The sequence below is a fragment of the Thermoproteota archaeon genome (assembly GCA_030130125.1).
Taxonomy (GTDB): domain Archaea; phylum Korarchaeota; class Korarchaeia; order Korarchaeales; family Korarchaeaceae; genus Korarchaeum.
The window spans coordinates 1-2,793 of sequence record JARZZM010000010.1 but is presented as its reverse complement, the minus strand read 5'-3'; the positions used below and the strand labels follow the sequence as shown (position 1 = coordinate 2,793).

The window sequence follows — 2,793 nt, the reverse complement described above, 5'->3', positions numbered from 1 at the left end:
CTCTCCGCTTCTGTTGATGTAGCTGAGTATACCGTTCATCCTCACTATCTTTCCTTGGACGGTGGCTTTTCTCATACCGGGAACCAGCTTGCTGATCTTGATGGTCGGGTAGTGGACCTGCTCATCTTTGGTTACTTGACCCACATCGAGCTCAACGGCTATGAGGGAGAGGGCACCATCGGGCTTAACTAGACCCTTCATCTCCTCCACGTACCTCTTTACCCTCTCCAGCACCTCCTCCACTGTAAGGCCAGCTTTGGAAGCCACTAACCTCACTTTCTCCATGAACTCCTCGTCAAAGCCCTCATCATGTCCAGTCTCCAATCTCAAACACCCAAGCCCTCCACCTCAACAACCGACGGCCTATTCAACCCACCCTCCACTCTAAACCTAACCGGTAGGAATTTCTCCACCAGCCATATATTACTTTCAGCGTGCAGGGTCAGCCTTGAGATACCTATTCTCGACTTTCCCGAGGCTATTGCCAAGTAGGGGATTATCATGTCCCCCGAATGATTGTCAAAAGCCATCTCGGTATCTAACTCCTCCAGCAACTTGGTTGCAGCGTTCTTCCCGACTGCCTCACTCGGCTTACCCCTCTCTCCAAGATCGTCAGCGCCTATAACTGGCTTACTTTCGGTCCAGAGGACTATGCCAGCACCTGGACCGAGATGCCCGTCTTGAGACCAATCCTCCTCTATGGACACCTTGAACCCCCTGCCCTCCAATAACTCACTCGCTGCCCTGATCATCCTCCTCGTGATATGATTAGGTAGCTTGACCGCGTGCGCTCTTCCTCTGATTAGAGAGATGTCATTCCTCTTCACCCTATTGAGACCTGAGAGGTCCGATGGCCACACCCACATCTCCACCAGTCCACCGCCCTTTGGATAATGGCCCCTCCTGATCAATCTAATTTCAGCACGAGCTCCCATCATGGTGAGATTTGGGAGAAAGACCTCTCTCATATAGTCGATGGGAGGTGCCATGGGGACATCCGTTCCCCCTCTAATGAGGAACCTCACACCACTGTCAGATGTCAGGCAAGCTGGCAGCAACGCTTGAATCACGAGAGTCACGCTTCCAGCTGTACCTATGTCTACCTCAAATGATCCCCCTCTCTTATTCTTGGGCACGAAGAGCACCCTGGTGGAACCCACCTTGGCTCCTTCCACATGCGCTTTCGTTAGCTTAGCGAGGGCCATCACGGCATTGAGATGCTGCGGTCTGAGTCCTGGTTTCTTCCTCTTGGCCCTTATATTGTACACCTCAACAGGCTTGAGCGTGACGGCAGACAGGGATAAGGCGTATCTGAGTATGGATCCCCCACCTTCTCCGTAACTTCCATCTATCCTTATCGGCTCCATACAGATGGGAAGGCCCTATGTTCCCCTTTAAATAGCATTCCTTAGTCCCTTAGACCGGTGAAAGGGGATGGCGGGGACGAGAATAGAGTTCGTCATAGAGGAGGTGGACGGTAGGTACGTGGGAATCGGAGTTGGTGGAAGGGAGCTCTACTGCAATACGATCCCTCTCCCCTCCAAAGAGGAGGCGGAGGCCGATCTGAGAGCTACCTGCTACTCTGCCTGGGGGGATTCATTGGATCTGGTGCCGGAGTACCACATACCCTCGGCTTACGGGCTGGCTCTCCTGATAAGTAAGCTGTTCTCCGGTGAGAGTGTGGATCTCTCCGGGATCAGACTAGCCCGCCATCCCCGGGACAAATTTTGGAACGCCATCTTGCTGATGAGCTTCATCCCTAGGGGCATGGTAACAACCTACGGGGAGCTGGCGAGGGCCCTGGGCACATCACCGAGGGCCGCCGGAAACTACGCCTCTCGAAACCCATTTCCGCTCATAGTTCCCTGTCACAGGGTGATAAGGAGCGACATGAGGATAGGGGGCTACAGCTATGGCCCCATACTGAAAGCATCACTGTTAATTGCTGAAGGTGTGAAGGTGGACTTTGACACAGGTAAGGTAGATCCCTCAAGGGTGATCAGATCCGAGGAGTTACTGTCCCTTAAGGGGGTGCGGGGAATTGTCAGTTACCACCAAACCCGTCTTCGCATCTGACTTCGGTACTTCATACTACAAGTTCGGGCCCTGGTGGCTCATGAAGACCGGGCCCGACATGGTAGAGAATAGGGGGTACTTTCCGAGGATATCGAAACTCTCAGCCGAGGTCAGGGGCATAAAGTCTAGGGAAGTAGTGGTGGGTAACGAGGTAGCAGAGTACTTGGAGTCTAGGGCTGACCTATCTAGGCTATATTACCCCATGAGAAATGGCATAGTGGAGAGAGGAGATGAGAGGGGATGGAAGGTCATAAAGGAGCTCGTGAGATACGGGCTTCTCAAATATCACCCTAGAAGAACGGACTCTACTGGAGTTACCTTCCATGGCTTCTTCGTAGTTGCATCTCTAGCTGCTCAAGCACCAACCTACATGTACGAGAGGCTGTTTGAGATCCATAGGGAGGTGAACTCCGAGGAAAGAGGCGACCTCGTGAGGGCGGTCACTATAATACCGCAGCCTCTAGCTGTTGCTATAGCGGAGAAGGCGGTAACATGCATCGTGGTTGAAGCTGGACATGGAAACACCCAGATAACTCCCATAAGCAGGGACGTAATCAAGGCCGCCCTGATTCCTCTTAACAGGGGAGGAAGCGACTCGGACAGGATCGCGGCCCAGATACTGAAGGATCTCGGTTACTCCGACTGAGCTAGGGAGGAGAAATTCGTCCGTATATTCAAGGAAGCGGTGGGTCTCCTTCCCTTAGACGTAGATAAAGC

At 53.0% G+C, this 2,793-nt stretch carries 4 protein-coding genes; 2 read left to right on the top strand and 2 right to left on the bottom strand.

Translation table 11 applies throughout. The annotated features are described in order from the left end of the window. Together QI197_01630 and rtcA are read right to left on the bottom strand one after the other, a co-directional pair. On the bottom strand, positions 1-330 hold a 330-nt coding region (locus tag QI197_01630; GenBank protein MDK2372060.1), incomplete at its 3' end, for a hypothetical protein. Continuing rightward, positions 327-1,367, bottom strand: a complete 1,041-nt coding sequence (gene rtcA, locus QI197_01625; protein MDK2372059.1) for an RNA 3'-terminal phosphate cyclase — start codon at positions 1,365-1,367, stop codon at positions 327-329. The genes QI197_01630 and rtcA, both read right to left, overlap by 4 nt. Positions 1,368-1,434: 67 nt before the next feature. On the opposite strand from rtcA, the gene QI197_01620 reads away from it, so the two are divergent. Both QI197_01620 and QI197_01615 read left to right on the top strand, forming a co-directional pair. Next, positions 1,435-2,076: an MGMT family protein gene (locus tag QI197_01620; GenBank protein MDK2372058.1), complete on the top strand. Its 642-nt coding sequence runs from the start codon at positions 1,435-1,437 to the stop codon at positions 2,074-2,076. Further along, complete coding sequence (locus QI197_01615) at positions 2,042-2,722, top strand: hypothetical protein (protein ID MDK2372057.1); 681 nt, start codon at positions 2,042-2,044, stop codon at positions 2,720-2,722. The genes QI197_01620 and QI197_01615 overlap by 35 nt, the downstream gene beginning before the upstream one ends. Positions 2,723-2,793 lie beyond the last annotated feature (71 nt).

Excerpts from the sequence above, each read along its gene's own strand:
- rtcA (MDK2372059.1), bottom strand. The coding sequence starts at position 1,367 with ATGGAGCCGATAAGGATAGATGGAAGTTACGGAGAAGGTGGGGGATCC.
- QI197_01620 (MDK2372058.1), top strand. The coding sequence starts at position 1,435 with ATGGCGGGGACGAGAATAGAGTTCGTCATAGAGGAGGTGGACGGTAGG.